Source organism: Kocuria marina, assembly GCF_000786655.1.
Lineage (GTDB): Bacteria > Actinomycetota > Actinomycetes > Actinomycetales > Micrococcaceae > Kocuria > Kocuria marina_A.
The window spans coordinates 233,229-257,453 of record NZ_JROM01000021.1; the positions used below are offsets into that span (position 1 = coordinate 233,229).

24 protein-coding genes and 1 tRNA gene are annotated in these 24,225 nt (G+C 70.2%); 8 read left to right on the plus strand and 17 right to left on the minus strand.

Annotated elements, in window-relative coordinates:
- Positions 1-33: 33 nt before the first annotated feature.
- From AS25_RS06825 to mca, 3 genes are all read right to left on the minus strand, one after another.
- Positions 34-2,178, minus strand: coding sequence for a thioredoxin domain-containing protein (locus AS25_RS06825; protein ID WP_035963691.1), 2,145 nt, complete (start codon positions 2,176-2,178; stop codon positions 34-36).
- Between the two features lie 214 nt (positions 2,179-2,392).
- Positions 2,393-2,746 (minus strand): hypothetical protein, encoded by a 354-nt coding sequence (locus AS25_RS15235; protein ID WP_253270502.1) that lies wholly within the window; start codon positions 2,744-2,746, stop codon positions 2,393-2,395.
- Between the two features lie 8 nt (positions 2,747-2,754).
- On the minus strand, positions 2,755-3,672 hold the full coding sequence (mca, locus tag AS25_RS06835; protein WP_156960920.1) for a mycothiol conjugate amidase Mca: 918 nt from the start codon (positions 3,670-3,672) through the stop codon (positions 2,755-2,757).
- A gap of 178 nt (positions 3,673-3,850) precedes the next feature.
- Here mca and AS25_RS06840 point away from each other — a divergent pair, with 178 nt between their 5' ends.
- The 3 genes from AS25_RS06840 to AS25_RS06850 all read left to right on the plus strand — a co-directional run bounded on the left by AS25_RS06840 (position 3,851) and on the right by AS25_RS06850 (position 5,461).
- Positions 3,851-4,351, plus strand: coding sequence for a DUF4307 domain-containing protein (locus tag AS25_RS06840; RefSeq protein ID WP_035963698.1), 501 nt, complete (start codon positions 3,851-3,853; stop codon positions 4,349-4,351).
- 226 nt (positions 4,352-4,577) lie between these two features.
- Positions 4,578-5,075: a transcription elongation factor GreA gene (greA, locus tag AS25_RS06845; RefSeq protein WP_035963700.1), complete on the plus strand. Its 498-nt coding sequence runs from the start codon at positions 4,578-4,580 to the stop codon at positions 5,073-5,075.
- A 170-nt stretch (positions 5,076-5,245) separates the two neighbouring features.
- The gene (locus AS25_RS06850) at positions 5,246-5,461 is read left to right on the plus strand and encodes a hypothetical protein (protein WP_035963702.1); all 216 of its coding nucleotides are present in this window, start codon (positions 5,246-5,248) and stop codon (positions 5,459-5,461) included.
- Positions 5,462-5,491: 30 nt separating this feature from the next.
- Here AS25_RS06850 and ilvA read toward each other — a convergent pair whose 3' ends face one another.
- Together ilvA and AS25_RS06860 are read right to left on the minus strand one after the other, a co-directional pair.
- Positions 5,492-6,739 (minus strand): threonine ammonia-lyase, encoded by a 1,248-nt coding sequence (gene ilvA / locus AS25_RS06855; RefSeq protein WP_035963704.1) that lies wholly within the window; start codon positions 6,737-6,739, stop codon positions 5,492-5,494.
- Positions 6,740-6,889: 150 nt separating this feature from the next.
- Complete coding sequence (locus AS25_RS06860) at positions 6,890-8,314, minus strand: AI-2E family transporter (RefSeq protein WP_052160780.1); 1,425 nt, start codon at positions 8,312-8,314, stop codon at positions 6,890-6,892.
- 72 nt (positions 8,315-8,386) lie between these two features.
- On the opposite strand from AS25_RS06860, the gene AS25_RS06865 reads away from it, so the two are divergent.
- The gene (locus AS25_RS06865) at positions 8,387-8,989 is read left to right on the plus strand and encodes a nitroreductase family protein (RefSeq protein WP_231885537.1); all 603 of its coding nucleotides are present in this window, start codon (positions 8,387-8,389) and stop codon (positions 8,987-8,989) included.
- A gap of 105 nt (positions 8,990-9,094) precedes the next feature.
- Here AS25_RS06865 and AS25_RS06870 read toward each other — a convergent pair whose 3' ends face one another.
- The 5 genes from AS25_RS06870 to AS25_RS06890 all read right to left on the minus strand — a co-directional run bounded on the left by AS25_RS06870 (position 9,095) and on the right by AS25_RS06890 (position 14,118).
- The gene (locus AS25_RS06870) at positions 9,095-9,898 is read right to left on the minus strand and encodes a Bax inhibitor-1/YccA family protein (RefSeq protein ID WP_035963708.1); all 804 of its coding nucleotides are present in this window, start codon (positions 9,896-9,898) and stop codon (positions 9,095-9,097) included.
- 112 nt (positions 9,899-10,010) lie between these two features.
- A tRNA-Leu gene (locus AS25_RS06875) sits at positions 10,011-10,084 on the minus strand.
- Between the two features lie 60 nt (positions 10,085-10,144).
- Positions 10,145-11,530, minus strand: a complete 1,386-nt coding sequence (locus tag AS25_RS06880) for an NAD(P)/FAD-dependent oxidoreductase (RefSeq protein WP_035963710.1) — start codon at positions 11,528-11,530, stop codon at positions 10,145-10,147.
- A 72-nt stretch (positions 11,531-11,602) separates the two neighbouring features.
- Positions 11,603-12,946, minus strand: coding sequence for a S8 family peptidase (locus AS25_RS06885; RefSeq protein ID WP_035963713.1), 1,344 nt, complete (start codon positions 12,944-12,946; stop codon positions 11,603-11,605).
- A gap of 221 nt (positions 12,947-13,167) precedes the next feature.
- Positions 13,168-14,118 (minus strand): Ppx/GppA phosphatase family protein, encoded by a 951-nt coding sequence (locus tag AS25_RS06890; protein WP_035963715.1) that lies wholly within the window; start codon positions 14,116-14,118, stop codon positions 13,168-13,170.
- A 455-nt stretch (positions 14,119-14,573) separates the two neighbouring features.
- Here AS25_RS06890 and AS25_RS13785 point away from each other — a divergent pair, with 455 nt between their 5' ends.
- The 4 genes from AS25_RS13785 to AS25_RS06910 all read left to right on the plus strand — a co-directional run bounded on the left by AS25_RS13785 (position 14,574) and on the right by AS25_RS06910 (position 16,895).
- The gene (locus tag AS25_RS13785; protein ID WP_052160781.1) at positions 14,574-14,969 is read left to right on the plus strand and encodes a cation:proton antiporter; all 396 of its coding nucleotides are present in this window, start codon (positions 14,574-14,576) and stop codon (positions 14,967-14,969) included.
- 118 nt (positions 14,970-15,087) lie between these two features.
- Complete coding sequence (locus AS25_RS06900) at positions 15,088-16,227, plus strand: proton-conducting transporter transmembrane domain-containing protein (protein ID WP_253270503.1); 1,140 nt, start codon at positions 15,088-15,090, stop codon at positions 16,225-16,227.
- The gene (locus AS25_RS06905) at positions 16,227-16,511 is read left to right on the plus strand and encodes a hypothetical protein (protein WP_035963717.1); all 285 of its coding nucleotides are present in this window, start codon (positions 16,227-16,229) and stop codon (positions 16,509-16,511) included. The genes AS25_RS06900 and AS25_RS06905 overlap by 1 nt, the downstream gene beginning before the upstream one ends.
- Positions 16,512-16,559: 48 nt before the next feature.
- The gene (locus AS25_RS06910) at positions 16,560-16,895 is read left to right on the plus strand and encodes a hypothetical protein (protein ID WP_035963719.1); all 336 of its coding nucleotides are present in this window, start codon (positions 16,560-16,562) and stop codon (positions 16,893-16,895) included.
- Positions 16,896-17,138: 243 nt separating this feature from the next.
- Here the strand turns inward: AS25_RS06910 and AS25_RS06915 are convergent, their stop codons facing one another.
- The 7 genes from AS25_RS06915 to AS25_RS06945 all read right to left on the minus strand — a co-directional run bounded on the left by AS25_RS06915 (position 17,139) and on the right by AS25_RS06945 (position 24,176).
- A complete protein-coding gene (locus tag AS25_RS06915) occupies positions 17,139-17,693 on the minus strand; it encodes a DUF501 domain-containing protein (RefSeq protein WP_035963721.1) in 555 nt (184 codons plus the stop codon).
- The gene (locus AS25_RS06920; RefSeq protein ID WP_035963723.1) at positions 17,690-18,319 is read right to left on the minus strand and encodes an FtsB family cell division protein; all 630 of its coding nucleotides are present in this window, start codon (positions 18,317-18,319) and stop codon (positions 17,690-17,692) included. Before AS25_RS06920 ends, AS25_RS06915 begins: the two co-directional genes overlap by 4 nt.
- 134 nt (positions 18,320-18,453) lie before the next feature.
- Positions 18,454-19,737, minus strand: a complete 1,284-nt coding sequence (gene eno / locus AS25_RS06925) for a phosphopyruvate hydratase (RefSeq protein ID WP_035963725.1) — start codon at positions 19,735-19,737, stop codon at positions 18,454-18,456.
- Between the two features lie 52 nt (positions 19,738-19,789).
- Entirely contained in the window at positions 19,790-20,689 is a 900-nt protein-coding gene (locus AS25_RS06930) for a MazG nucleotide pyrophosphohydrolase domain-containing protein (protein WP_035963726.1), read from the minus strand.
- An 86-nt stretch (positions 20,690-20,775) separates the two neighbouring features.
- Positions 20,776-21,951 (minus strand): adenosine deaminase, encoded by a 1,176-nt coding sequence (locus tag AS25_RS06935; RefSeq protein WP_035963728.1) that lies wholly within the window; start codon positions 21,949-21,951, stop codon positions 20,776-20,778.
- Between the two features lie 3 nt (positions 21,952-21,954).
- Positions 21,955-23,640 carry a hypothetical protein gene (locus tag AS25_RS06940; protein WP_035963730.1) on the minus strand — a complete coding sequence of 562 codons (1,686 nt, stop codon included), beginning with the start codon at positions 23,638-23,640 and terminating at the stop codon, positions 21,955-21,957.
- Between the two features lie 125 nt (positions 23,641-23,765).
- On the minus strand, positions 23,766-24,176 hold the full coding sequence (locus AS25_RS06945; protein WP_496196060.1) for a cytidine deaminase: 411 nt from the start codon (positions 24,174-24,176) through the stop codon (positions 23,766-23,768).
- Positions 24,177-24,225: the final 49 nt, after the last annotated feature.

Sequence of the window (24,225 nt, forward strand, 5' to 3'; positions counted from 1 at the left end):
CCCGCGTACGGCCCCCGTGCGCAGCCCGTGCGCTCAGCCCCGCTCCTCGCGGATCCGCGTGACGAGCGCGGTCACGTCCGGCACGGAACGCACGGGCAGTTCGCAGCGCCCGTCCCGGCAGAGCCACACCGTGAAGCCGGGTTCCAACGCCGCCGGCACCCCGTACGGCGCCGAGTTTCCGTCCAGGACCAGGACGTCCAGCACCCGTGCCGCCCCGACCGCGTCGAGGGTCTCGCGCCACTGCTCGGCGTCCGCGTCCACGACCTGTAACAGGGCCGGCGGATGCGCATCCTCCAGCACCGCCGAGACCATGCCCCCGGCCGCCGTGGGGGCCTTGAGGACGACCCCTGTGGCGGGCGCGGTCACGGCGGCGACCACGTCCCGTGCTTCGCGCTCACCGATCGTCGGTTGCGACAGCTCCGTGAGCCATCGGGAGAGCACCGCGGAACTGGACGCGGCGACGTCGTCGAACGGCTCCGCGCGACCCGTGGAGCCGGCGGCCGCGAGCGTGGGGTCCACCTCGGCGGACTCGAGCAGGGTGGTCCCCCGCACGAACCGCTCCACGGCGACGTCGGCGAGCGCTCGGCTGCGCTCGTACCACGCGGTCTCGCCCGTGGCCCGGTACAGCGCGAGCAGTCCGGCGCCCAAGCGGGCGTAGTCCTCGAGCTGGCCCTCGTGCGGGTCCACGACGCCGCCGCGGGACGTCCGCACCACGCGTCCCGTCGCGGGGTCCCTGTGCTGGTCCCACACGAATTCGGCGGCCGTGGCGGCCAGCTCGATCCACTCGGGGTGCCCGAGCAGCACGCCCGCTTCCGCGAGTCCCGTGAGCGCCATGCCGTTCCAGGCCGCGACGATCTTGTCGTCGAGGTGGGGCGCGGTGCGCGTGATGCGCCGCTGCCACAGCTCCTGCCGCACGGACTCGTCCAGGATGCCGGTGACCGCACCCGCTTCGCCCCATGCCGCCGTGGCCGGTTCGGGGCGACCCCCGGCGGGGCTCCCGGCATGACCCGAGAACGTGTAGTACGCGCCCTCGCGCTCGGCGTGCGGCTCGTCCGGTGCGGGATCGCTGTCCGCGTCGAGGGATGCGGCGAACGCGCCCTCGGGGGTGATCATCTCCCGTTCGAGCCACTCGACCAGCAGCTCTGCGGCCCGGCGGTAACGGGCCGCGCGAGTGGCATCCGTGCCGGTACGTTCCAGCAGCGCCACGGTGCGGGCCAGCACACCGAGCAGCTGGGCGTTGTCGTAGAGCATCTTCTCGTAGTGGGGCAGGGACCAGTCCGGGGTCACCGAGTACCGGAAGAACCCACCGCCCACGTGATCCTGAAGGGCCCCCGTGACCATCGCGTCGAGCGTGGCGCACAACAGTTCGCGTGCGGTGCGGGCGTGCTGATGTGCGGCGTCGTCGTGGTCGGAAGCGGCGTGCGCGCTCACCGACGCGGGATCCCCAGCCGGGGCATCGCGGTGCGCGGTGCTCGCAATCCGCGTGAGCGCGTCAAGGGCGGGCGAGGGCGGGAACTTGGCGCCGGTGCCGAAACCCTCGTGAGCCGCATCCCGGGCGACCTCGAGGCCGTCGAGCCAGGCCCCCGTGAGCCGTTCCACGGCATCCTCGGCGGGCTCCCCACCCTCCACGCGCACCACGGAAGGGCCCGCGTCCGCGAGCATCCGGTCCACGAGTTCGGGGTGGCGGGACAGCGCGTCGTAGACCTGTTCGGCCCCGCGCAGCACCTCGTCACGGCGCTCGGTCCAGGCCTCGGTGACGGCACGCAGGACCTGCATGAAGGACGGCCGCCCCTGCACGGGCCGCGGCGGGTAGTACGTCCCGGCGTGGAACACCCGCCCCTGCGGGGTCAGGAACGCGGTCATGGGCCAGCCGCCCTGGCCCGTGAGCAGCTGCGTGGCGGCCATGTAGATCGAGTCCACGTCCGGGCGCTGCTCCCGGTCCACCTTCACCGCAACGAAGTGCTCGTTGACATAACGACCCACGTCCGGATCCTCGAAGGACTCGTGGGCCATCACGTGGCACCAGTGGCACGCGGCGTAGCCCACGGACAGCAGGACGGGCACCTCCCGCGCGCGGGCCTCCTCGAAGGCCTCGGGGCAGAACTCCCACCAGTCCACGGGGTTCTCCGCGTGCTGCAGCAGGTAGGGACTCGTGGAGTGGGCCAGACGATTGGACATACCCCACGGTCTCACACGGGAGCGGGGATGACAGCCCGGGGCTCACGGCTCGAAGGTCATGAGGCGCGGCTCTGTTCGTAGTCGTCCGCCGCAGCCGAGCCGCGCAGGTGCGGGACGCCGGGGCCGAGCCGCTCGGGCGCGAGACGCCGCGGCTATTCCGCTCCGGTGCGGGACCTGGGGGCCGTTCCGCTCCGGGACGCCGCGTCGACCGCGGTCAAGCGCGCGGCGGGCCGTCCTCGCCCACGCGAGGTGAGCGGGCGTCGTCGTCCCCGTCCGAGCGCACCGTGCGAGACGTACCGGACGGCGACACCGCGGCGTCGTGCTGCGCGTACCCGCCCACGTGATCCTCCGCGGCACGCTGCTCGGCGTACTGGGCGCGGTAGCGCAGTCGCCGGTTGCGGCGGTTGAAGTCCATCACGAGCAGCACCACGGCGGCGGCCAGCAAGAACGTCATGAGGAAGCCGACGAGGCCCGGCGAGACCTGGCTGGGGTCAAGCCCCGGGCGCAGGGTGTTCTCCGGACTCGGGGCCGGCGTCGCGGCGGTCAGGACAGTCAGCAGCGTGGGCACGGGAAGGCTCATTTCCGGGGGGTCGAGGCGGCGTCGGTCACGCCCGCGAACAGATCCGTCTCGGGCAGCGACGTCTCCACGCGGGACTCCGCGAGCGTGTAGTCCTCCCACGGCCACACCTCGGCCTGGGTCTCGGCGGAGACCGCGAAGAACAGGCCTTTGGGGTCCACCTGGGTCCGGTGGCTGCTCAGGGCCGCGTCCCGGGCGGGGAACTGGTGGGCGCACTCGATCTTGGTGGTGGTCTCGTGCCGCGGCATGGGCGGACGGTGACCCTCCGGGTCCGACTCCTGGATCGCGGCGATGCGCTGGGCGTACGGGGACTGCAGTCCGCGGGCCTCGAGGGCCTCGTGCAGCGCGATGAACCGCTCCACGTTGAACGCGCGGTCGTAGTACAGCTTGGACGGGGTCCACGGCTCACCCGTCCCGGGGTACGCCTGCGGGTCCCCCGCGCGCTGGTACGCCTCCATGGCCACGTTGTGGGTCTGGATGTGGTCCGGGTGCGGGTAACCGCCGTTCTCGTCGTAGCTCAGGATCACGTGCGGTCGGAATTCACGCACCAGCTGCACCACGGGGGCCGCGGCACGTTCGAGCGGTTGCAAGGCGAAGCAGCCCCACGGCAGCGGGGGCAGCGGGTCACCCTCGGGCAGGCCGGAGTCCGTGAACCCGATCCACCGGTGCTCCACGCCCAGGGCCTGCGCGGCGGCGGCCATCTCGTGACGACGCAGCCCGGGCAGGTCACGCTCGGCCCAGACGTCCCCCTCCATCTCGGCGTTGAGGATCGAGCCGCGCTCGCCACCGGTGCACGTGGCCACCATGACGCGCGCGCCCAGCTGGGCGTAATGTGCCATGGTCGCGGCACCCTTGCTGGACTCGTCGTCCGGGTGGGCGTGGATGGCCAACAATCGAAGCTGTGAATAATCCGTCACTGAACGGATGCCTCCAAGACGTCATCGCGGGAAAAATGCAATCCCCGGTATCTTACGCCGCTCGTGCCGCCGGGGCTGTCTTGCCCATCACGGCTGCCGCGTACATCGCAGCCACCGCACACCGCATGGCGACCGGCCTCCCAGAAACCGCACACGCGCGCTGGGTACAGTGGACGCCATGAGTTCTGCGACGCCCCGGCCTACCTCCCGGCCGGAGACGGGCGCCACTGCCCCCGGCACCTCCGCGACCCAGCGGGCGCTTGCACAGCGCTACGGGACCGGACACCGCGCCGTCGCCCGCTCCCCCCGCCGCGGGCCCGGCACCCGTGGCTGGATGCTGATCGCGGCCGCGGCCACACTGGTGGCGGCACTGTTCGTGGTGTGGATCGTGTGGGGCAACTCCCAGCGCCCGGTGTTCAAGGATGTGAGCTTCCAGATCACGGACTCCGGGCACGTGTACGCGGACTTCGACCTCACCAAGGACCCGGAGCAGACCGTCACGTGTGCGGTGCAGGCCCTCAACGAGCAGTACGCCGTGGTGGGCTGGACCGAGGTCACGATCGGCCACGTCCCGGACGACCAGCTCAACGGCCGCACGAGCACCCACCGGGTGCCGCTGCGCACCACGAACCTGGCCACCACGGCGGGGGTCGACTCGTGCTGGGAGACATCCGGCTGATCCTTCCGCGCGGTTGCACGCCGGCCGGAACCCGCCGGGAACCATGACGTCGGATGGCATGACCCACCGGGCTGCCACCCGCGCTTTGGGCCGTGGGCACGGACTCCACTAGACTGGACGGAGATCACATCCCCGACCCGGACGCGCTGGGCCACTCGGCTCGCCCCGGGGCGGGGTTTTTCACACGTGTCCGTCAGGGCGACGGACACCAGAGAACGGAGGCACCGTGCCTACTAATGAGGGAGCCTGGCTCACCCAGGAAGCCTACGACCGGCTCAAGAAGGAGCTCGACCACATCGCCGGGCCCTACCGCCAGGAGATCGTGGACCGGATCGAACAGGCGCGTTCCGAGGGTGATCTGAAGGAGAACGGCGGCTACCACGCCGCGCGTGAGGAGCAGGGCAAGAACGAGGGCCGGATCGCCCAGTTGACCCAGCTGCTCGAGAACGCCCAGGTGGGCGAGGCCCCCGCGGACGACGGCGTGATCGAGGCCGGCATGGTCGTGACCGCGGAGATCGCGGGCGACGAGATGACCTTCCTCATGGGTTCCCGCGAGGTCGCCGAGGACCTCACCGGCGGTTCGGACCTCGAGGTCTTCTCCGAGCGCTCCCCCATGGGTGCCGCGATCAACGGCCACAAGGTCGGCGAGACCGTGAGCTACAAGGCCCCCAACGGCAAGGACATCACGGTGAAGATCCTCAAGGCCAAGCCCTTCAGCCGCTGATCGACCCCGGTTCATCACGAAGGCCACCTCGCGCGTGCGAGGTGGCCTTCGTCGTGCGCGGCCCGACACAGCCCAGAAGGCGTGTGCAGCCCGACACGGTCCAGGAGGCACCCGGGTGCGGCCCGTAGGATCGAAGGACGCCCCGTCGAGCCCCGCTAGGAGTTTTCCTCGTGGTCACACACTGGAACCGGACCCCCAATTCGTGGACGGTCCCACTGATCATCCTCACCGCGCTGCTGGGGGTCGCCGCGATCGTCGTGCACTTCCTGGGTCAGAACAACCCCGCGCTGAACGCGACCGGCGGCCTGCGCAACATTCTGTGGTTCGCCACCTTCGTGGCCGCGTTCATCACGTACTTCACGGCCCGCCGCGGACGACGCCGCTGACGCACCCACAGCGCGCGGGTCACCTCCCGCTCAATGCACCACCACGGGACGGTAGCCGTGGGACTCCAGGGCGTCGATCACATGATCGCAGTGCCCGTGGCCCTTGGTCTCCATGTCGATCGTGATGGAGACGTCCCCCATGGACAGCGAACCTCCGATCCGGGTGTGGTTCACGCCGGTCACGTTGGCGTCCATGTCCGCGATGATCTGTGAGATCTGGGCGAGCTCACCCGGACGGTCGGTGAGCATCATCTTGATGGTCATGTAGCGCCCCGCCGCGGAGAGACCCCGCTGGATCACCTTGAGCATGAGCATGGGATCGATGTTGCCGCCCGAGAGCAGCACGACCGTGGTCCCCAGATCCGGGTACTCGCGCTTGAGAGCACCCTCGAGGATCGCGGCCACCCCCACGGCACCGGCGGGTTCCACGACCATCTTGTTGCGCTCGAGCATGAAGATCAGCGCCTGGGCGAGCGAGTCCTCGGAGACCGTCACGACGTCGTCCGCGAGGTGACGGATCACGTTGAACGGCAACTGTCCGGGCCGACCCACGGCGATGCCATCCGCGATCGTGGAGACCTTGGACAGCGTGACGATCGCGTCCCCCGCGAGCGAGGGCGGGTAGGCCGCGGCGTTCTCCGCCTGCACGCCGATGACCCGGATGTCCTTGCCCTGCTCCTGGGCCTTGGCCTTCAGTGCCACGGACACTCCCGCGAGCAGTCCTCCCCCGCCCACACCGGCGATCACGGTGTCCACGGTGGGCAGCTCGTCGAGGATCTCGAGACCCAGGGTGCCCTGGCCGGCGATGATGTCCGGGTGGTCGAACGGGTGGACGAACACCGCGCCGGTCTCGTCCGCGTAGCGCTGGGCCTCCGCGAGCGCCTGGTCCACGTTGGACCCGTGCAGCACGACCTCCGCACCGTGGTCCTGGGTGGCCGCGATCTTGGGCAGCGCCGCCCCGCGGGGCATGTAGATCCGCGCCGTGATCCCCAGTTTCGCCGCCGCGAGCGCCACACCCTGGGCGTGGTTGCCCGCCGACGCCGCCACGACGCCCCGGCGCTTCTCCTCGTCCGAGAGCTGGGCCATGCGCACGTACGCGCCGCGAACCTTGAACGATCCCGCGCGCTGGAGGTTCTCGCACTTGAGGTACACCTCGGAACCGAGCATGCGGGACAGCGCGCGCGAGTGCGCGAGCGGCGTCGTCTCGATCACCCCGTCCAGCAACTGCGCGGCGTGGCGGACGTCGGCCACCGAGACGGGCAAATCAGTGAGACCCACAGAGAACTTCTTTCGTGGTAGTCGGCCGTTGCGGCTCGTTCGAACCGCGCGAACCCGGGGTGGATCACGACCTCGAGGGTTGGCGCGGACACACAGAACGCGGCGTCCGGGGTGAGGACGCCGCGTTTCATGGTATTACGCCGTGCGGGACTAGACGTTCCGGGAGTCCCCCGAGCCCACTTCGTCGGACTCGATCGTGGCGTCGTGCTTGGTCTCCTTCTTGTGCTTCTCCTCGCGCTTCTTCTCCTCGTTCTCACGCTCACGGTGGCGCTTGCCGCGGAAGCGCTGGAGCTGCGCCATGATCTGTTCGCGCGTGAGGTCCTGCTTCTTGGCTGCCTTCTTGATCTCCCACGGGTACATGAAGGGCTGCCATGCGATCTCCTCGTCCCGCTCCCAGGCGCGGCTGCCGAGGTAGCGGATGATCGTGTTGAGCATGGCCATCAGGGGCACGGCGAACAGCGCACCGGCGATCCCGAAGAGCACGCTACCGGCGGCCACCGCCAGGAACACGGCCACGGGGTGCAGGGCCACGGCCTTGCCCATCACGAGCGGCTGCAGGACGTTGGACTCGACCTGCTGGACGAGCAGCACCACACCGAGCATGGCGAGCGCGATACCGGGCCCGATCGCCACGAGGGCCACCAGGACGGCCACCGCACCGGTCAGCACGGCACCCACGATGGGGATGAAGGACGCCAGGAACACCAACACACCGATCGGCAGCGCCAGCGGCACACCCAGCAGGAACGCACCAAGCCCGATACCCACGGCGTCCACGAACGCCACGAACACCTGGATGCGCACGTACTGCGCGAGCGAGATCCAGCCCTTGCGCCCGGCACCGTTCACGGCGGGGCGGGCGCGGCGGGGGAACAGTTTGACCAGGAACAGCCAGATGTTCTCGCCGTCCATGAGGAAGAACAGCAGGACGAACAGCATGATGATCATGCCCGTGACGATGCTGGTCGCCGTGGAGCCGAAGGTCATCGCGCCGGAGAGGATGGCGTCCGAGTTGCGCTGCAGCGTGGCCCCGATGTCCGAGAGCCACTGGTTGATGTTGTCCGTGGAGATGTTGAGGGGGCTGTCCTCCAGCATTCCGATCAACTGCTGGAAACCGGCCACCGCGCTGTCGGAGAGCTGTGCGAAACCGGCGATCATCTGCTGACCCGCGAGCACCAACAGGCCCAGGACCCCCAGGATCAGTCCGAGCTCCACGGTGATCGCGGCCAGCGCGGACGGGAAGTGCTTGGAGCGCAGCCAGCGGACGGCCGGCGAGAGCAACCCCGCGAGCAGCGCGGCCAACAGCACCGGGATGAACACGGTGGTCACGTGGCTCAGCAGCCACCCCACCACACCCACACCGGCGATGATGAGCAAGATCCGCCACGACCACGCGGCCGCGATCCGGACCGGGGTCGTGACCATGGTCTGCGCGTCAGGGACGTTGGGCCCCGTGGAGGGGGGCGACGCGCCGTCGTGCTGGGTGACGAGTTCGGAGGATGTGTCGGACTGGGGACGTTTGACCACGGGGTTCGGGGATGAGCCCGCGTGGGACGTCGTAACACTGGATGACATGCCCTTATCATGACACCATCGCGCAACGTGCTGATACCGGCGTGCGGGGCCGAGGGTGACAAAATGGGCGTCATGTCCACCACACTGCTGCGCGTCCTGTCCCAACGCCGCCCCGCGAGCGTCCTGACACAGGAGGCCCCGCGGCGTGAGGAGCTCGAGGCCGTCCTGCGGGCCGCCGCCGGCGCCAAGTACGACGAGCGCCCCACGGGTTGGCGCGTGGTTGCGACGAGCGGGCAGGCCGCGTCCCTGCTGGCCGCGGCCATGGCGGGCCTCACGTCCGTCCCCGCCCTCTCGGGCCCCGTCCCCCGGTTGAAGGGTCGCAAGATCCGGGTCCTGGCCGCGTATCGCGGGAGCCTGCAGTGGGCGTCCCGGGGCGGGGTGGCCCTGGCCATCATCTTCCGCCACCACCCGGAACTGCCGCAGTCCAAGAAGGACCAGCGCGGGGACGTGTACGCCGCCCGCGGGATCCTCGAAGCCGCGTTCTACGCGCAGGGATGGGCCACCGTCTGGTCCCATCGCGAGCCCTACGACCGGGACGTGGTGCGCGAGTTCTACGGTCTGGACGAGCACGAGGAGATCCTGGGCTGGCTGTTCGTGGGACGAGCCGCGAGCAATAACATCCCCGCCCGCGCGATCAACCTGCCCCCGCGCGAACTCGAGATCCGCTACATGTGAACGATCCCCACAACGCGAGAAGCGGCGACCCACTGGGCCGCCGCTTCTCATTCCGGCGTACGTCACCGGGCCCTGAGGGCCCCGAGCGACGCGCGGGGATGGGAGTCAGTCGCTCATGGAGCGGATGATCGAGAGCACGCGCAGGATCTCCACGTAGGCCCAGATCAGGGTCACGGTCAGCCCGAACGCCGCGGACCATGCCGCCTTCTTGGGGATACCGCGCTTGACGCCGTCGCTGATGTTCTCGAAGTCGAGCACGAAGCTGTAGACGGCCAGCAGGATGGCGATCGCGCCCACGAACAGCCCCAGCGGGATGCCGAAGATCGTGGCGTCGTAGCGCATGTTGTAGCCGCCCAGCAGGCTCGTGCCCAGGTTCACCAGGGCGAACAGGGCGTAGGCCAGCAGTGCGACCATGAAGAACTTGGTCACGCGCGGGGAGGAGCGCAGCACGCCCACCTTGTAGAGCACCAGCACGGAGACGAACACCGCCAGGGTGCCGATCACCGCCTGGACCACGATGCCCGGGTAGGCGCCCTCGAACATGCGGGAGATGCCACCCAGGAACAGGCCCTCGGCGAGCGCGTAGAGCGTGATCAACAGCGGGCTGGGCTCACGTTTGAACGCGTTGACCAGACCCAGCACGAGACCCACGATGGCGCCCGGCAGCGCGAGCACCGGGGCGACCCAACCCACCACGGCCGTGACGATTACGCAACCGAGCACGAGCGAGGTGCGCATGACGACGTCGTCGTAGCTCATGCGTCCGGTGCGGTCCGGACCCGCGGCGGGCGCGTTGTAGAGGTTTTCCAGGTTCTCGGGTGAGTAACGGGGGTCGCGGGAGATATCCGGGGTGGTCGCGGTGCCGTTCTTCTTGTTGAAGTCGCGTAGCAGTGGGTTTCCGCCGGCCATGGGACGTCCTTTCGAGGCGTGGGCGAGCTGTTCGTTCAGCCTAACATTGACGCGTCACAGGAACCTGGGAGTTTGTGCTGAGCGAACAGGGCCCCCGCGGGTGCGGAATCGGTGCCCCCACTGGGACTCGAACCCAGACTGAGCGGATTTTAAGTCCGCTGCCTCTGCCGATTGGGCTATGGGGGCGTGACCGAGCCGGTGAGTCCGCGCGGGTGCGCGGGCCCACCGGCTCGGTGCGATGGAGTGTTACAGGCTCGCCTTCTCGGCCGGGACGTCCGCGCCCGCGGCCTTCTGGAAGGCACGGCGGGGGTCCCGCAGGTGACGCAGCGGAGTGGTGTCACGGCCGAAGAGCAGGTTCACGCCCCACTCCGTGAACACCCGCACCTTGCGCTCCACCGTGGGGATCGCGTACCCGTGGTAGAGGCGGTGCATGGCCCACGCCGGCAGACCGCCGAGGTCGATACCGCGGATGGTGGCGGCACCCTTGTACAGACCCAGACCCGCCACGGACCCGAGGTTCTCGTGGTAGTAGTCCTCGAGCGGCTCGCCCTTGTGCGCGGCCATGATGTTCTTGGCCATGGTCGCGGCCTGACGCACGGCGTGCTGCGCGTTGGGAACGCAGAACCCGCCGGGGCCGGCGCCCGTGAGATCCGGGACGGCGGCGATGTCACCGGCGGCCCAGGCACCCTCGAAGGGCCCGTCGTCGCCGGTCACGCGCAGGTCCGCGCCCACGCGCACGCGTCCGCGGTCGTCGATGGGCAGGTCGCTGTTCTTGGCGAAGGACGCAGCCTGCACGCCGGCCGTCCAGATCAGGGTGTCCGTGGCCATCTCGCCGGCCGGGGACTTGTCCTGCATATTAATGAGCTTGACCAGGTCACCGTCCACCTCGGACAGGGACGTGTTCAGCAGCACCTCGATGCCGCGGGCGCGCATCTCGGCCACGACCTTCTCGGCACGGTCCTCGGAGACCTCGGGCATGATCCGGCCCATGGCCTCGACCAGCACGAAGCGCAGGTCCGAGACCTTCAGGAGGTCGTTGCGCTGCACGGCCGAACGCGCCATGTCCTCGAGCTCGGCGATGGTCTCGGAACCGGCGTAGCCGCCGCCCACCACGATGAAGGTCAGCGCCTTGCGCTTCTCGTCCTCGTCGTTGGTGAGGGAAGCCACCTCGATGCGCTCGAGCACCCAGTTGCGCACGGACACGGCCTCTTCGATGGTCTTCATGCCGATGGCCTTGTCCGCGAGCCCCGGGATGGGGAACGTGCGGGTGTTGGAACCGCCGGCGAGCACGATCTCGTCGTACGTGAGCTCGAACTCGGGGCCCTCGTCGATGCCGTGGACGGTGACCGTACGGTTGGCATGGTCGATGCTCTCCACGCGGCCGGTGATCAACTCGCAGTCGCCCAGGTGCTGACGGTGCGGGATCACGGCGGAGCGCGCCTCGATGTTGCCGGCCGAGACCTCGGGCAGGAACGGGAGGTAGGTCATGTACGGGTTCGGGTCCACCACCGTGACCACGCCGCCGGACTCCTTAATGCGGGTCTGCAGCTTCTGCGCCAGTGTGAAACCGACGTAACCGCCACCCACGATGAGAAGGCGCGGACGGTCCTTAGCAAGTTGATTGAAAGCCATACCCGAAAGCTTACTCACCGTGGCACGGTTTTGCCGACGCGGTGTCAGCGGCCCGGTGAGCTGATCGTGAAATCAGCGCGAGAGCCTGCGGATGTGCAGGACCGCGGCCACGGTGAGGCCCGCGACGATCACCCCGAAGCTGACGAGGATCACCACGGGTAGCGCGCCGGTCTCGTTGAGGGGTGCCTGCGCCACGGGTGGGGTGGCCTCCCCGGTCACCTGCCGCGTGTCCGGCGCGGGCGGGGTCGGGGAGCTGCTCGGGGTGGGTGTCTGCGAGGGCGGGCGGTTCTGCGCAATCCATTGCCGCACGCTGCCCAGGGGATTGATGTCGGAGATCCGGACGTCGTCCTCTACGGCCGCGCGCACATCCAGGATCCCATACCCGTAGAGCGGGTCCTTGCCCTGCGCCCCCGCGTCGTGCGCGGTGTCCACGATCCGCTGGGCGATCCCAGCCGCCGTGAGGTCGGGGTGCTTCTGCTTGATCAGCGCCGCGGTCCCGGCCACGAGGGGCACGGTGGCGGAGGTCCCGGACCACCGGGCGTAGCCGTCCCCCGGGATCGCACCCACCATCTCCTCGCTGGGCCCGGCCACCGCGATCGAGATGCCCTGGGAGGACGAGTCCCAACTCGCCGTGCGCGACCGGTCCACGCCGCCCACGGACAGCACCCCCGGAATCGTGGCGGGCGCCCCCACCTGGTTGAGCCCCGATCCCCGGTTGCCCGCCGCCGCGACCACGAGAACGCCCTTCTCCTCCGCGTACGCGAACGCCGAGTCCCATGCGGGGGGCCAGCCCGTGGCGTTCGAGCCCAGGGACATGTTGATTACGTTCGCGCCGTGGTCCACGGCCCAGCGCACGGCGTCCGGGATCTGTTCGTCGATGTCGCGGGCGCCGGGGTGTTCGCTGCCCACCCACAGGGACACGGGCAGGATCTCCGCCTCCGGGGCCACTCCGATGATGCCCCGCGTGCCACCCGGACCGTCCGGGTTCTCGGGCCCGTGACCGCGTCCCGCGGCGAGCGAGGCCACCAGCGTCCCGTGTTCGGGTTCCGCGCCCAGGCCCTCCTGACCGTTCGCGCCGCCCACGCCCGAGACGTCCGTCCCCTCACCGGCCGCGCCCCGCAGATCCTGGTGGGAGCCGTCCACGCCGGTGTCGATCACGGCGATCTTCACGCCTTTGCCGGTCGCGGACTTCCACGCGTCCCGCACGCCGTAGTCGTCCAGCCAGTACTCCTCCTGGCGCACGTCCACCGGCTCCACGGGGACCTTGCCGTTCGGGGGCGGTGCCACGGGGGTCTCCACGGGCACCGACGGCGCGGGCATGGGTTCCACGGCGAGCGCCGGGGCGACACCGGTCCCGCCGAGCAATAGGCCCACCGCGGCGAGTGACAGCGCACCGCGTGTTCTCAGCCGTCCCATGACCCCTCTGCTTTCCCGCGCTGCACGCGCGTTCCCGACCGCTCCCGGCGGTCGACGTACCGGACCCCCCGCCCGGCGTCACGACGACGTCGCCCGCTGACCCGTCCGCTCCGGGCCCCCTACGTTCCGGGCCCGTCCACACCGGGTGCCGGCGCGGGCGTCCGCTCCCCCGCGCGCCCGCAGGTGGTGTGCCGGGGTGCGACGGCGACCGGCCCGTGATCTCAGGCCGCGAGGGACAGGGCGATTCCGTCCAAAATATCGTGTTCGCTCGCGGTCACGGTGCTGACGCGCCCGTTGGTCGCGTCCGAGACACGTTCGATGATCCGGCGCCACACGAGCGCACCCGCCCCGATGACGTCCACGCGACCCTCGTGCATGAACCCGAGCTCGGCGCGTTCCTCCCGCGTCATCCCGGTCAGTTCCCGGCACGCCCGGATAACGACGTCGCTGTCCAGGACGCTGCCGTTGATCCGGTCCTCGTCGTAGCGGTTCAGGCCCATGGCCATGGCACTGACCGTGGTGACCGTCCCGGCGACACCCACGAGCCGGGTGGTCAGTTCGAGCGGTACGGTGCGGGCCACGGTGTCCATGGCCTCGTCCACGTCCCGCAGCACGAGGCGTTGCTGTTCCTCGGTGGGTGGGTTGGACCCCAGGTGGCGTTCGGTCATGCGCACGCACCCCACGTCGACGCTGCGGGCGGCGATCACGTGCTCGGGGGAACCCAGGACGCACTCGGTGGAACCGCCGCCCAGGTCCACCACGAGCACGCGGTCCTCCGGGGTCAGTCCCGCGGCCGCGTTGAGGGCGCCGCGGAAGGACAGGGCCGCTTCCTCGTCACCGCTCACGACCTCCGGGGTCACCCCCAGGCGGGATGTGATCCCGTCCACGAAGACCTGCCGGTTGCCGGCGTCGCGCGTGGCGGACGTGGCCACGAACCGGACGGCGTCCACCTTGTGCTTGGTGATGAGCCGGGCGTATTCCTCCACGGCGGCGAAGGTCCGCTCCAGGGCGGCCTCGGCGAGCCAACCGGTGGCGTCCACGCCCTGGCCCAGGCGCACGATGCGCATCTCGCGCACCCTGTCCTTGAGCTCGAGGTGACCGTCCTTGTCCTTCACGTCAGCGATGAGCAGACGGATGGAGTTCGTACCGCAGTCGATGGCCGCAACGCGCATGGGTGATGGATCCTCGGTTCGGTGGAAGCGTGCCGGTTGACCGGCCCGCCACCAATTTACCCGCGTCGCGGGGCACTTCCGCCCCCTCCCCCGTAAATCACCTGCGCAGCCCGTGACCCGCGATCCGAGGAGCCGATGTGTTCGAGATCCTGCTCACCGCGGTCTTCGTGGTGCTCCTGGTCAATGTCGTGGTCGCGTTCGTGGTCACGGCCCGCCCCCCGTCACCGACCGCTGGCTGTTGTCGCTGCTGCTGAGCGGTACCACCGGCGCCGCGCTCGTGGCGCTGCTGACCGTGCTGCTGGGCCCGCGGCGTCGTCGCGATTCCCGGACGTGGCCGTGGTGCTGATCGGGCTGGCCTCGCTCACGGCCGTCGTCCGAATGACCGCGGCGCGCACCCCCGGTGCCGCTCGGGGCGCGAGGACGAGCCCCGCGCCGCTTGGAGGCGGTGACGGCGCATGATCACCGGCCTCAGCGCCGTCCTGATCGTGTGCGGAGTGTTGTTCTTCACCGCGGGCACGGCAGCGCTCATCCGGTTCCCGGACATACGCAGTCAACTGCACGTGCTCACCAAGGCGGACAACCTGGGCCCGGGACTCATCATGGTCGGCGCCGCCGTGTACCTGGGGAGCTGGTCCAGCGCGGCGTTGCTCGCGATCGCGTGGGTGCTCATCCTCGGCCAGGCGTCCGTCTCGGCGCACGCCCTGACCGCACTGGGGCCACGGAGCACGACGTCGCTCGCACCCTTGACGGCCCCGGCGCCTCCCCCGCGGTGGGCGAAATGGGGTTCCGCGCGCACGGCAGATGAGCCCAGCGCGCCCGGCACCGCGGACCCGAGGCGGCCCGCCCCGTGACCGAACTCATCGCCCTCGACGTGGCCCTCGGCGTCGCCGTGCTCGCGACCACCGCGGCCACCGTGCTCCCCCGTGCGCAGCGTGCAGGCCATGTCCTTCCTGGGTCTGGGGGGTGCTCATGATCCTCGTGTGGCTGCGGCTGAGCAGCTCGGACTCCGGCGGTGCGTTTCAGTCCGGGGCTGTGCTGGCAGGCGCGCTCATCCTGCTGCGCAGCGCCGGGGTGCCCCTGGACCGGCTGACCGGCCGGTGGCTACGGCCCCTGCTGATCGTGGGCATGATCGGTTTCATCCTGACCGGAACGCTGATTGTCTCGCTCGGTAACGCGCGGCTGGGGTGGTCCCCGGAATGGTCCTTCGCGGCCATGCTCACCGTGGAGATCGCGCTGACCGCCGGGATCGTGCGCGTGGTGGACGACGTGTACGGGATCAACGTGGCCTCGGAACTGGGCGTGCTCACCCCGTTGCTGATCGTCGCGTGCTTCACCATCCTGTACGGCTCCTACCAGGCCCTGCGTCAGGAGGACCTCAAGAAGCGGCTCGCGTACTCCACCGTCTCGCAGGTGAGCTACGTGGTGGTCGGGATCTCCCTGGTCACGCTCGCGGGCACCACGGGCGGTGTGGTGCACCTGGTGCACCAGGGACTCATGAAGATCACCCTGTTCTTCTGCGCGGGACTGTTCGCCGAGGTCCTGGGCATCACCAAGCTCTCGCAGATGCACGGTCTGGGTCGGCGCATGCCGTGGACCTCCGCGGCCTTCACCGTGGGCGCTTTCGGCATGATCGGTCTGCCCGTGACCGCCGGTTTCGTGTCCAAGTGGATGCTGGGCCTGGGTGCCCTGGAGTCGGAACACCCCTGGGTCGTGGGCGTGCTGATCACCTCGTCTCTGCTCAACGCCATGTATTTCCTGCCGGCGGTCTACCACATGTGGTTCCGCGACCCCGCTGACCAGGATGCTTCCCCTGCGACGGCCGGGGACGACTCGGCTGCGGGGTCCGAAACCAGCACCGCGGGGCCCGAGGACAGTTTGGCGACACCGTCCGAGGACGGCACCCCGGTGGCGTCGGACAGCAGCACCGCGACGTCCGGCGGCAGCACGGCCGCGCAGCCCGGTGCGACCGTCGTGATGCGGGAACCGGCCAGCCTGCTGGTGCCCACCGTGATCACCGCGGCCGCGTCCGTGTTCGTGGGTCTCGCGGCATCGCTCGAGTTCGCTCCGCTGCAGATCGCCCGCCAGGTCGCAGAGGGGGTGCTCGGCTGATGCTCTTCGCCCTCACGTTCCTGGTCCCGATCGCGGTGGTCGCCGTCGTGGTGCTCGCGGGAGTGCTCCCGGCACAGCGCGCGGCGCCCGTGCGCCGCGGCGCCGCCCTCTGTGCCCCACTGGCCGCGGTGCCGGCCGGGCTGCTGGCGGTGTTCGGTGGCGGCGAGTCCGTGGACGTCCCGTGGTTGTTGTTCGGCACCCGCTTCTCAGTGGACGCCGTGGCCCGGCCCCTGTTGTCGATCGCCGCGCTGCTGTACGGCGGGTCCCTGCTGGCCCTGACGTAGCTCAAACTGCGCCACACCGAACGGCACCACGGTGCGCTCACCGCCTTCATGCTCTTGTCCTTCGTGGGCAACATCGGCACGTACCTGGCCGCCGTCGCTGGCGCCCCGCTGACCCCGGACGCGTTCGACACGCACGTGTCCAAGGAAGCCGTATCGCCCATCTCCGTGCTGGGAGTGGGCCTGGACTCGATCCTGCCGCTCGTGGCCACCGGTTCCACCCTGCTGCTCATGCGGTTCACATGGCTGGTATGGACGGCGGAGCGCGATCCGCGCCGCAGGCCCGACGGCGAATTGGTCTCGTGGTTGCTCGTGGCCGCGGCGGGCATCGTGGTGCCGTGGCACGGGGGCTGGGGGTCGTTCTGGACCGCGGCCGCGCGCACGTAGCTCCGGCGCGCGGCGGGGACGCTCACGTTGCTCGGGTGGTTCTTGTGGCAGTCCGCGCGCGGCGGTGTGGACGTGGCGCTGCGCGCCGTGGACCCCGACCCGAAACTCTGACCAGCGAACGCGCCACCGCCCATGCCCGCGGTGGTCACGGCACACGCATGATCGCGCATGAGTGATCGGGGCAGTCATGATCGGACCGCCCCTCGGGAACGTCACCCCACCGGGGCGAACGCCGTACGAGGGTCAGTCCGCGCTGCGCCACGCGGGATCGCATGCGCAGCGGTCCCGGGTCCAGGTGTCGGAGATCAGCTCGAGGGTCTCGTCCCCCAGGGGGTTCACCCCGGGACCGGCCGCAAGGCTGTGGCCCACGAGCACGTGCAGGCACTTCACACGCGTGGGCATGCCGCCCGCGGAGATCCCCTCTATCTCCGGGACGTCGCCGATCCCCGCTTCCTCCCCGATCCGACGCCGCTGCTCCAGGTAGTGCTCGTGCGCGGCCCGGTACTGCTCGGCGAGTTCCGGGTCCTCGGTGATCCGGTCCGACATGCCGTGCATGGTGCCCTCGGCCTCGAGCCGGGACACCGCGGACGTGATGACCGGATGCGTGAGATAGAAGACCGTGGGGAAAGGGGAACCGTTGCTCAATCGGGGGGCCGTGGCCACGACCAGCGGGTTCCCGCACACGCAGCGCGCGGCGATCTCCACGACGTCCCGCGCGGGCCGACCCAGCTGGTGTCCCACCACGGTGCGGTCCTGATCGGTCACGGACGGGCGGTGTTCATGGGCCGCTGCGGTCACTGATTGCCACTTCCTCGGGTCTGCGGTTCAAGGGTGATCTGTTCGGGCGGGTACGCGGAGTCCACCACGGACTGCCACAGCCCGTCCGCCCACGCGGGCTTGCCGGCCTCGACCTGCTCGGCGGAGGACTCGACGCTCTGGCGCACGCCCGGTTGCGCGCCGAGCACCAGGTAGGCGTTCTCCCCCGGCATCACGTAGGACATCCGCTCACGCGCTTGTTGCTCCACGTAGGAGTCGTCCGCCCACAGTTGTTCCTCGTGCTTGAGCTGCTGTTGTCGCTCTTGTTCGTGGGCGATGCTCTGCTGCAGCGCGGAGATCTGCGCGCGCTGGTCGAAGAAGATCTTGGTGGTGGGCGCGGCCAGGAACACGATGAGCGTGGCCACCACGATCAGGGCCACGAGGCGCCCGTTGAACGAGTGGGCGGGTGTGGGGGCCGCGAGCGTCGACGAGCCGCCAGCGCTGTCCTGGGAGGGGGTGTCCCTCAGCGAGTCCCGTTTCGCGGACCGTTGCGTATCCCGCGGAGGGTTGCGCCGAGCGTCCCGCGAGCGCCCGCCGCGCGGTTCGCGCGGGGTGTCGTCAGCGGGTTCGGGGCCCATACGGGGGATCCGCGGGCGGGGTCCGACCATGGGTGCCTCCCGGGTGACGTGGGTGGTTCGTGCTCGGTCAGTCTACCCGCAGCACGACGCCGCCCGGCCCCGGGAACGGGGCGAGCGGCGTCGTCGTCAGGGAACCCACGGCGGCACGGGGGCCGCCGCACAGCTCACTTGCCGGTGAAGCGGGGGAACGCGGAGGCGCCGGCGTAGGTCGCGGAATCGCCGAGCTCCTCCTCGATGCGCAGCAGCTGGTTGTACTTCGCCACGCGCTCGGAACGCGCCGGGGCACCGGTCTTGATCTGACCCGCGTTCACGGCCACGGAGATGTCCGCGATCGTGGTGTCCTCGGTCTCGCCGGAACGGTGGGAGATCATGCAGCGGTAGCCGTTGCGCTGGGCGAGCTCGATCGCGTCGAAGGTCTCGGTGAGGGAGCCGATCTGGTTGACCTTCACGAGCAGGGCGTTGGCCACGTGCTCGTCGATGCCGCGACCCAGGCGCTCCGGGTTGGTCACGAAGAGGTCGTCACCCACGAGCTGGACCTTGTCCCCGATGTGCTCGGTGAGCGCCGCCCAGCCCTCCCAGTCGTTCTCGTCCAGTGGGTCCTCGATGGACACGAGCGGGTACTTCTCGACCAGCTCGGCGTAGTACCGGGACATGTCTTCGGCCGAACGCTTCTGGCCCTCGAAGGTGTAGGAACCCTTCTCGTGGAACTCGGAGGACGCCACGTCCAGGGCCAGCGCGATCTCCTGACCGGGCTTGTACCCGGCCTTCTCGATGGCCTCGAGGATCAGGTCCAGCGCGGCGGCGTTGGACTCCAGGTTCGGGGCGAATCCGCCCTCGTCACCCAGACCGGTGGACAGCCCGCGGTCCTTGAGCACGGACTTGAGGCTGTGGTAGACCTCCACGCCCCAGCGCAGGGCCTCGGAGAACGTGGGAGCACCGATCGGGGCGATCATGAACTCCTGGATGTCCACGTTGGAGTCCGCGTGGGAACCGCCGTTGAGGATGTTCATCATGGGCACCGGCAGCACGTGCGCGTTGGGTCCGCCCAGGTACTTGTACAGCTCGAGGTCCGCGGAGCTCGCGGCCGCACGGGCGATGGCCATGGACGCGCCCAGGATGGCGTTGGCGCCCAGCTTGGCCTTGTTGTCGGTGCCGTCCAGTTCCAGCATGGCCTGATCCACGGCGCGCTGATCGGAGGCGTCCAGGCCCACCACAGCCTGCTCGATCTCCTCGTCCACGGCGTGGACGGCGTCCAGCACGCCCTTGCCCAGGAAGACCTTCTTGTCGCCGTCGCGGCGCTCCACGGCCTCGAACTCACCGGTGGACGCGCCGGAGGGCACGGCCGCGCGCCCGAAGCTGCCGTCCTCGAGCAGCGCCTCCACCTCGACCGTGGGGTTGCCACGGGAGTCCAGAATCTGGCGGGCTTGCAGCGCAATGATCATTGCCATGAAAATCTCCTTGTCGGTCGTCGACCCGTGGGGCGGTCCCCCGGTCTTTAGCCTACCGAGCATCGCTGGGTGCGGGCGATAAAGGTGCGTCGTGGTCACGCACGAACCGTCGCACCGCCGTCCGCAATGCGCGCTCGGCGTCGAGGCCGCGCGCGGAGCTGTCCTGCACGCGGCGGAACAACTCCTCCCCCAGCGCGTCCTCCTCCGCCTGCCGGTCCTGCTCGTCCGACTCGGGGCGCGGTTCCGGGAGCCCGGCCACGCCGTGCCGGCGCGCCTTGGACAGGGCCTTCTCGGCGTACGCGAGCGCGGGCAGCGCCGGCGGGATGCCGTCGAAGATCCGCGTGCGCTGGGGTTTCTCGCGGCGTTTCACGGCGTCCCAGCGCGCGGCGAGTTCCGCATCGCTCGGTGTCCCGTTGCCGACGACGCCGCTCGCGCCCGTGACATCCGAGCCAGTGCCGCCTGGGCTGGCACTGTCCAGGGTGGTGCCCTCGACAACGGTGCTGTCCGCAGCGGTCGCCTTCACAGCGCCCGCAGTCGCAGCGGTCGTCCCCGCGGCCTGGCGCGCCGCGGCGTCGTCGCCCGGTGAGAACACCGCGGGGTGGCGTCGCACGAGCTTGTCCGTGACCGCGGCCAGCACGTCCGAGATGTCGAAGCGCTGCCCGTCGGGGTGTTCCTGGCCGATGCGCGAGTGGAAGACGACCTGCAGCAGCACGTCCCCGAGTTCCTCCACGAGTTCGGTACGACGCCGCTCGGACGGCTCGAGCGCCTCGACCGCCTCCACGACCTCGTAGCTTTCCTCCACGAGGTAGCGCAGCAGCGACTCGTGGGTCTGGGCGGCATCCCACGGGCACCCGCCCGGCGAACGCAAGCGGTCCATGACGGCGAGCAGCCGCTCGAACTCCGCGCCCGGTGCGGAGCCTCGGTCCGGCGCCGCCGGGTCATGGGCGGTCATGTTCCCCGTCCTGGCTTTCTGCACCGACTCATCGTGCGGGGTCACAGACCCCGCGGACGCCTCTCGTGTCGGTTCCTCGGGCGCCGTCATGCGTCCTCACCCGTCACGTGGCGTTCGAGCCATTCCTGATAGACCCGCGGCACGAACGCCGCGCGGGCCGCGTTGCGCTGCACCGCGACCAGATCGGCCTCGTCCCACCCCGCCTGCTCACGCAACAGCTCGAGCTCGTTGCCCACGGAGGTGTCGCTCATGAGCCGGTTGTCCGGGGAGATCGTGACCGCGAAGCCGTGCCGCAGCAACCGGGTTGCGGGGTGGTGGGCGATGTCCTCCCCCCACACCGCGCTCGCACCGGTCTGCAGGTTGGAACACGGGCAGACCTCCAGGGCGATCCTGCGGTCGCGGATCCATCGGGACAGCGGCGACTGCGCGTCGGGGTCCTCGTCGAGCAATCGCACGCCGTGACCCAGGCGCAGAGCGCGCCCGGCGGTGAGCGCATCCGCCATGGACCCCGCGCCATCCGCCTCCCCCGCGTGCAGCGTCACGGGGATGAAGTTCTCCGCGAGCAGGTCCAAAGCCGCGCGGTGGTCCGAGGCGGGGAAACCGCGTTCGGGTCCGGCGAGGTCGAACGCGACCACGGACCCCGGCTCGGGTTCGCCGGGGACGCCCCCGTGCGCCGTCGTGGTGTCAGACGCCGCGTGGTCGGAGGCTGCATGATCCGACGCCGCGGCACGCACGCGGCGCACCACGAGCTCGGCGATCTCGAGTGAGCGGTCCAGGTGGCGCATGGCGCACAGGATCTGCACGACCGAGAGGTGACCGCCCGCGGCCTTGACCTCGGCCACGCCCTCGGCGAGACCGGCCTGCACGGCGTCCACGGCGGCGTCGAGCGTGAGCCCACCGGCCACGTGCTGTTCCGGGGCCCAGCGCACTTCCGCGTGCACGATCCCGTCCGCCGCGCAGTCCGCGACGTACTCACGGGCCACCCGGCGCAGCGCGTCCGCGGTCTGGGTCACGGCCACGGTGTGCGCGAAGGTCTCGAGGTAGCGCTCCAGGCTGCCCGAGTTCGCGCTGTCCCGGAACCAGCGACCGAGTGCGGTGGGGTCCGTGGCGGGCAGCTCATGGCCGATCCCAGCGGCGAGGTCGATGATCGTGGCCGGTCGCAGCGCGCCGTCCAGGTGATCGTGCAGACAGATTCGGCGGTGTGGCCCGAGGCCCCCGTCCGTGGTGCGGGCGGGGGCCTCGGGAGTGGTTCTCGTGGTCATGGATCAGTAGTTCCAGTCCTGCAGTGCCTCGTTGACGTGCTCCGGGATGTTGGAGCCGGTGCGCGGGTACATCCGCAGCTCCTCGAGGTAGTTCTGCCCCGGCAGACGCTGCTCGTAGCGCACGAAGGCCTCCTCGTCCGAGTAGTCGAACGTGACCTCGGGCGGAACGCCCGGGCGGAAGCGGAACATCATGGCCAGCGGTGCGCCGGAGCCCTCCACGTAGGAGTCGTCCTTGAGCTCCTGGACCTTGAGCAGGTCCTCGGGGACCAACTCGAAGGTCGGGCGCTGATCCCAGAACCCGTTGAGGCGCACGTGGGTCAGGGCGTCATAATAGGTGCCCAGGGCGCGCACGCGGATCAGCACGGTGGAGACGTCCCGCGCGGTGCCCTCGGAATCGAACAGGTGCCGCTGCGCGTCCGCCAGCCGCGAGATCACGTCGCCCATGGTCAGCGCGAGGTTGCCGGGGGCCAACGCGTCCGGGTCGAGTCCCTGCTCCGGCTCGGCCCCGCGGTACGACGGCGCCACGTCCGTGGCGAGCGCGACCTGCGGTGCGCTCGCGGGGTCGTCCTCGGTGTCCCCGGCGGGTGCGGCCGGAACCAGGTTCTCGGCGGGCTCCGTGCCGAACTCGGACTCGTCCACGTGGGCCGGGAGGTCCTCGGGGCTGGACTCATCGTTCTCGGTGGCCCGTTCCTCGGTCGCGTCGATCACCTCGGGACGATCCTCGGTGGTCTGCGCGACGGGCTCGGCGTCGAGGGCCGACTCCCGCTGCTCGAACTGTCCCCGCTCGTCGAGCGGCTCCGATCGCTGGAGCTGCTCGGCCTCTTCCTGCTGCGCCGTGAGCTCGGCGGCATCCCGATCGGCCACCGCGGGCGTTTCGAGGGACTCGTCCTGCACGACCGGGGCCGCGGGCTCGGACTGCTCGTGCTCCACAACGGGCGCGGGGTCGGTGTCCTCCGCGACCACGGGGACCGCGTGACCGGCCGTGAGCACCTCGCCGTCCTCGGCGGGTTCGCTCGGCCCATGCTCGGGCACCACCCGCACGGCATCGTCGTCGACCTGGGCGGTGTCAGCCGGGACTGCCCCGGCGGCGGGCCGGGAGTCCTCGGCGGGCGCGCCGTCGACGACGGAGGCCCCGGCCACCGGGTCATGCTGCGACGCCTCCGCCGGGGCACCGTGCACGTACTGCTCCGTGCGGGACTCTCCGTTGGGGAAGTCGTAGGTCACGGTGATCTCGCGCTGCCCGTCGTGCGGGTTGGCGGCGATCAGGTCCAGCTGACGCCACGGCCCCACGGGGGTGTTCATGGCCTGGGTGTAGAGATCCGCGACGTCGTCGAACAGGGGCGAGCCCTGGTCCACGGTGCCGTTCTCGACCTCGTCCTGGGCATCCCCGACGGCCTGGCGGGTCTGGTGCGTCATGATGTTGCCCGACTGCACGAGGGTCAGCCGCGCACGGTCCGCGCCGCGGGACAGCAACAGCTCCACGAGGTTGCGCAGCGCACCGGACTCCGGCAGGGCGACTGCGTTCGGATCATGACGACGCGGCGCGTTCTCCTGCGCCTGCTGCGGTGCCTCGGGAGCGCCCTGCCCGCTCTGCGGAGCGGCCGCAGGGTCGACGGGGCGGGCGCCGGGAGCCGGCTGGGGTGTCGGGATGTCGTTCTTCTTGCTGCGGAACAGATCTCTCAGACCCACGTGTTCGTTTCCCTTCCAGAGCCGGGCTTGGTTTCCTGCAAAGTATAGGTGGCGCGGACTCCACGGATACCGGGAACCGGGCCCGTGCGCCGGTCCGTGACGGGCTCGACGTCGCTCCGCCCCGGTTACAGGTTCTCCGGCCCGAACGCGTCCGGGAGCACCTGGTCCATGGTGCGGACCCCGCTGACCGTGAGCAGTTCCATCCCCGGGGCCCGGTGTTCGTAGAGCAGCTGCCGGCAGCGCCCGCACGGCATGAGCACCTCTCCGTGACCGTCCACGCACACGAACGCCACGAGCTTGCCCCCGCCGGACATGAACAGCGCGCTCACCATGGAGCACTCGGCGCACAGGGTCACCCCGTAGGACGCGTTCTCGATGTTCGCGCCCGTGACCACGCGGCCGTCATCCACGAGTGCGGCCGCCCCCACCGGGTATCGGGAGTACGGCGAGTAGGAGTGGGCCAGGGCGTCCGTGGCGGCACGCTGCAGTTCGCGCCACGTGGCCTCGTCCACCGGGTTGCGGGTGTCACTCATGATCCTTGCCTCTCCTCGTCGCTCGAACGTCAGAATTGCTCGGTTCTGGAAC